Origin of the sequence: Craterilacuibacter sp. (assembly GCF_051659485.1) — a bacterium.
Lineage (GTDB): Bacteria > Pseudomonadota > Gammaproteobacteria > Burkholderiales > Chromobacteriaceae > Craterilacuibacter.
Window position 1 is genome coordinate 1 of record NZ_JBOFOO010000286.1, and the last position, 4,638, is coordinate 4,638.

Sequence of the window (4,638 nt, forward strand, 5' to 3'; positions counted from 1 at the left end):
GTCCAGCAAAGAGCCATCGCTCTCGATGCCGGCAGCACCGATCACCGCATAGTCGACCTTGAACTGATTGATGAAATCCAGTGTCGCCACCCCGGTAATGCCGCCATCGGAAGCGCGCACCACACCGGATGTAATCAGCACGGTAAAATCGGGGTTCGCCGACATGATGGACGCCACATGGATATTATTGGTGATGACACGCAAGCCCTTGTGGCCTAGCGTCAGCGCCTGCGCAATCGCCTCCATGGTCGTGCCTATGCCCATGAAGATGGAGGCATGGTCGGGAATACTGTCCGCCAGCAATTGTGCAATATGTGCTTTTTCGTTTTGCAGCTTGCCTTTGCGTGCAAAATAATCTTCATTCTCGACGCTGTTACCCAGCGCGGCACCACCGTGGTAACGGCGCAGCAAATTGGCTTCGCACAGCTGGTTGATATCGCGGCGTATCGTTTGCGGCGTGACGTCCAGAAGACGCGCCAGCTCTTCGATCGGCATAAATCCGCTTTCGCGTACCAGTTGCAGGATTTTGTCGTGACGGGGGGATCGGCTCATGATAGTTCGGAAACGAAAATACAAGCTTAAGTCTTTAACATAGATTGCCTGCCTGATGCAAATCACACAGGCCAAAGTACACAAGGAAACAACATGTCTCCACGCCTGCTCGTCATCGATCAGGGTACGACCAGCACCCGCGCCATGGTATTCGACAGCAACGGCAGTGTCCTCGCCCGCGCCCAGACCGAGCTGCCGCAGATTTTCCCGGCACCGGGCTGGGTCGAGCATGACCCCGAGGTGATCTGGAGCCACACCCTGGCGCTGTGCCGGCAGGCACTGGCCACACCGGGTGTCGCCGATGCGCCGCTGGCCGGCATCGGCATTGCCAACCAGCGCGAAACTACGGTGCTGTGGGACAGGGCCACCGGCAAGCCGGTGTATCACGCCATCGTGTGGCAGGACAGGCGCACCGCCGCCCTGTGCGAACAGCTGGCCACACCGGCCAATAGCGCACGGGTCGCAGCATGCACCGGTCTGGTACTCGATCCTTATTTCTCCGCCAGCAAGATACGCTGGCTGCTGGACACGGTGCCCGGGGTCCGCCAGCGCGCAGAGCGCGGCGAACTGGCCTTCGGCACCATAGACAGCTTTTTATTGTGGCGGCTGACCGAAGGCCGGGTGCATGCCACCGACGCCACCAATGCCGCACGCACCCTGTTATTCAATATCCATACCCAGCAATGGGATGCGGAATTGCTGGCGCTATTCGATATTCCGGCTTCGCTATTGCCCGAGGTGCACGATAATGCCGCCGATTTTGGCGTTACCCGTTTATTCGGCCGGCCGATAGCGATTACCGGCATGGCCGGCGACCAGCAGGCCGCCACCGTGGGTCAGGCCTGCTTTACACCGGGCATGATCAAGTCCACCTACGGCACCGGCTGCTTTATGGTGCAAAACACCGGATCACAGGTGGTCGCATCCAGCCACCGCCTGCTGTCTACCGTGTGTTACCGGCTGGAGGGCAAGACCACGTATGCGCTGGAGGGCAGTATCTTCATTGCCGGTGCGGCGGTGCAGTGGCTGCGCGATGCCGTGCGCCTGATCGACCATGCCGGCGAAGCCGAGGCTCTGGCGCGTCAGGTCGAGAGTACCGGCGGCGTGTATCTGGTACCGGCGTTCACCGGGCTGGGTGCACCCTACTGGGATCCGCTGGCCCGTGGCGCCATCATCGGGCTGACCCGCGATTCGGGCATCGCCCATATCGTGCGCGCCGCGCTGGAGTCGGTGTGCTACCAGACCCGCGACCTGATGGCCGCAATGCTGGCCGATGGTGCGGTGACACCGGCGGCACTCAGGGTAGATGGCGGCATGGTCGGCAACGACTGGATGATGCAATTCCTCGCCGATATGCTGGATGTGCCGGTCGAGCGCCCGCACGTAACCGAAACCACCGCACTGGGTGCGGCCTATCTGGCAGGACTGGGGGCCGGGGTATTCGGTTCACTGGACGAGCTGTCCGGCCACTGGCAACTGGCGGCACGCTTCACGCCGGGCATGGACGACAAGCGGCGCGAGCAACTGTACGCCGGCTGGAACGAGGCGGTGGGCAGAACCCTAAGCCGCTAACAGCGGGCTTGCGGCCTATGCCCGCCCCCCACCCCTACGCTTCGGGCAACCGGGCGATAAAGTCGGCCAGCGGCATGGGACGGGCCAAGAGATAGCCTTGCAGGGTATCGACACCGGCAGCCCGCAGATAGTCGCGCTGGGCCTCGGTTTCCACCCCCTCGGCCACCAGCTTGAGGTTCAGCTGCGACCCCAGCGCGATGATGGCATCAAGTACCACCTTGCCCAGCGAATCACGGCCGATCGCATCGACAAAGGTACGGTCTATCTTCAGCGTATCGATGGATAATTGGTGCAGATAGGCAAGGCTGCTCTGACCGGTACCGAAATCATCGATAGCCAGCTGGATACCTTCGGCCTGTAGCGCGCTAAAGACCGCGAAGTGGGCATCGCTGCCGAAAGCTTCGCGTTCGGTCAGCTCCAGCGTCAACAGCAGTTTGTCCGCCGGAAAGGCCGCCATCAGGCGACGGCAATCGCCTATCAGGAGCGGATCGTCCAGCTGATCGGCATCCAGATTGAAGGCCAGATGAAAGCCGGCAGGCAGGCGCGCCGCCTGCGGCGCCAGAGCTGCGGCCACCACCAGCATCAGCTGGCGCGTAATCCGCCCCATGTACCCGCTTTTTTCGACCGCCTCGATAAAGGCAAATGGCGATAGCAGGCCATCGCGCGGATGCTGCCAGCGCAGCAGCACTTCGGCCCCCGTCAACTGTCCGCTCCTGGCATCAAATAACGGCTGCAAAAAGGGAATGAATTCCTGTTTTTCCACCGCGATGGCAATCACCTCGGCGGCCGGGCGCGGCTGCTTCAGCCACTGGTAATAGAACCACCCGCCCCCGCTGCTAAGCAATAACAGCAGCACCAGCATGGGGTGATACCTGGCCCAGCTCTCGGCCAGAAATGCCGGCCAATACACGGACGACACCACGACAAAAGGATAAACAGGGTGCTGCCGGCGAATTTCCAGCAGCAGGCTGCGCGGCGGCGGCCCTTGATGTACGGCGCCCTCGCTGTCCATCCAGTTATCGCCTATCTGCAACTGCACGCCACCGGAGGTCACAGCATGACGCATGGCGATGCGCAAGGCCGCACGCAAGTGGCCACCCGAGACCGCCACCACGCTATCGTAGTCCCCAGGCCCACTCTCCCGGTACACGAATACCGCCTCACCTGGTGTGACGGCATTACCCGGCAGCAATTGCGCACGCGTGTCCGTATAAACATTCGGTGCTGTGTTTGCATCACGCCCGAACAAGGACGAGCAATAGTTGCCATCCTGACTCCAGAGATTGACCGAGCGCACATACAACACCACCGTCACCAGCTCGCGTAATTTGTGCAGATTGGCATCGGTGCAGGCCTGACCTGCCAGCGGCAAGGCCGCCAGCGCAGCTTTTTCAGTGTGTTTAAAAATCCTGCCGATCTCGGACTGCACATCGTCAACCGCCTCTTCCAGCCGCGACTGCGTAGCCAGATAAGTACTCACCAGCATGATGCCCCAGCCCAGCAAGACCGGCAGCAGCACGGCCAAGAGCACCCGCAGCAGACGGTGCGGGCGCGATGCAACACGGGGATCGTTCAGAGGGCTCATGGTGTGGTGTGGTGTGGTGTGGTGGCAGATAAAAGACTCAAGGCAACTACTATGGGCAATCGCTGCCCATTACGCCACAATCAATCGCTGGCAGTGGCTTTTTTACCACTTTAAAATGCTGCAAAACTGCCGGGGCACCATCCATCCAGATGCCATGCAAGACTACCCCGGCACGGGCATCAGCCCAGCTGCTTGCGGTGACGGGCAATCGCCGCACGCACCTGAGCCGGCGCAGTACCACCGACATGATTGCGCTGCGCCAGACTGCCTTCGGGCGTCAAGACCGCGTAGACATCCTCTGCGATCAGCAGGCTAAAGCCCTGCAGCGTGGCCAGATCCAGATCGGCCAGATCGACACCCTGCCCTTCGGCGTGGCGCACGGCTAGGGCCACGACTTCGTGGCTATCGCGGAACGGCAGCCCTTTTTTCACCAGATAGTCGGCCAGATCAGTCGCGGTGGCAAAGCCCTGCAGCACGGCGGCGCGCATCGCTTCAGGCTTGACCGTGATGCCGCGCATCATGTCGGCGTAGATGCGCAGGGTATCGATCAGCGTATCGACAGTATCGAACAGGGGTTCCTTGTCTTCCTGATTGTCCTTGTTGTAGGCCAGAGGCTGCGCCTTCATCAGCATGATCAGCGCCATCAGGTGGCCGACCACGCGCCCGCTCTTGCCGCGCACCAGTTCAGGCACGTCCGGATTTTTCTTTTGCGGCATGATGGAGGAGCCGGTGCAGAAGCGGTCGGCGATATCGATAAAACCGACGCGCGGGCTCATCCACAGGATCAGCTCTTCGGACAGGCGGCTCAAATGCACCATCACCAAACTGGCGGCGGCGGTGAATTCGATGGCGAAGTCACGGTCGGAGACCGCGTCCAGCGAGTTGTGGCACACATCGTCAAAGCCCAAGAGTGCGGCGGTGTAATGGCG

General features: G+C 61.2%; 4 protein-coding genes. 1 reads left to right on the forward strand and 3 read right to left on the reverse strand.

Annotated elements, in window-relative coordinates:
- Positions 1–552: DeoR/GlpR family DNA-binding transcription regulator (locus ACRC1E_RS10015; RefSeq protein WP_438514952.1), on the reverse strand; the 552-nt coding region annotated here is incomplete at its 3' end.
- Positions 553–645: 93 nt separating this feature from the next.
- Between ACRC1E_RS10015 and glpK the strand changes: the two genes are divergently transcribed.
- Positions 646–2,124, forward strand: a complete 1,479-nt coding sequence (gene glpK, locus ACRC1E_RS10020; protein WP_438514953.1) for a glycerol kinase GlpK — start codon at positions 646–648, stop codon at positions 2,122–2,124.
- A 34-nt stretch (positions 2,125–2,158) separates the two neighbouring features.
- Here glpK and ACRC1E_RS10025 read toward each other — a convergent pair whose 3' ends face one another.
- A complete protein-coding gene (locus ACRC1E_RS10025; protein ID WP_438514954.1) occupies positions 2,159–3,709 on the reverse strand; it encodes an EAL domain-containing protein in 1,551 nt (516 codons plus the stop codon).
- 179 nt (positions 3,710–3,888) lie between these two features.
- Positions 3,889–4,638, reverse strand: a 750-nt coding sequence (gene argH / locus ACRC1E_RS10030) for an argininosuccinate lyase (RefSeq protein WP_438514955.1), incomplete at its 5' end; no start/stop codon positions are given.